General features: G+C 68.1%; 1 protein-coding gene. It reads right to left on the bottom strand.

What is annotated here, in order from left to right:
• The coding region (locus I8N67_RS41785; protein ID WP_307835536.1) for a LamG-like jellyroll fold domain-containing protein at positions 1–763 on the bottom strand (763 nt) is incomplete at its 3' end.
• Positions 764–790 lie beyond the last annotated feature (27 nt).

The raw sequence follows: 790 nt of genomic DNA on the forward strand, positions 1-790 counted from the left end.
CGCTGGTCGTCACGGTGGCCCGCCATTCGCCGAGGGACTCGACGTCGTTGGCCGGGACGCCGAACGACCAGTTCTTGGCCACGGCGTCGTAGCCAAGGGTGAAGCCGGGTTCGCCGGCACCGTCCTGGCTGACCACCACACCGTCCTTGTCGAGCGCGGTGGGCCGCACCCAGGCACTGACCGAGAATCCCTTCGCGGTGTCCACGACGGGAGAGTCCGTACTCAGGTAGGCGCCGGCTGTGCCGTCCAGGTGGGCCGCGCGGTCCGCCGCACCGCCCGGTCCGTCCTTGGTCGTGAAGCTGACACCGGCACCCACGGTCGCGGCACGGCTGTTGTCACTCTCGTCCTTGACGTGCCGGCCCTCTGCGGAGGGCACAGGGTCGTCGCCTAGGTTCCACTGGCCGGCGACGCTCTTTCCCTCCTTGACCACGAAGGAGTAGACGGCCGGGGCGCTGGGGTTGTTGGCCGCGTCGTACGACGTGACCTCCAGTACCACCGTGCCGATCGCGGGCGGTGTGAACTGCACCGAGACCGGGGCCGTCGGGGAGGACGGCGTGATGTTCTTCGGGGCGGCGGTGTCCTTGGTGAAGTCGTAGGAGTAGCGGCTCACATCGTTGTCGAACCTGTCGCCGAGGTTGGGCGAGAAAGTGAAGGTGCCCGTCTCTCCGACGCCGAGTTCACCGGACTTGTCCTCGGGGAACTCCTTGGAGTCGACGTCCGGCTTGCCCGGCACATTGCGGTCCATGACGAACTCGCAGCGCACGGCGGAGTCACCCTCCCAGCTCCACGG

Origin of the sequence: Streptomyces adelaidensis, assembly GCF_016598475.1 — a bacterium.
Classification (GTDB): Bacteria; Actinomycetota; Actinomycetes; order Streptomycetales; family Streptomycetaceae; genus Streptomyces; species Streptomyces adelaidensis.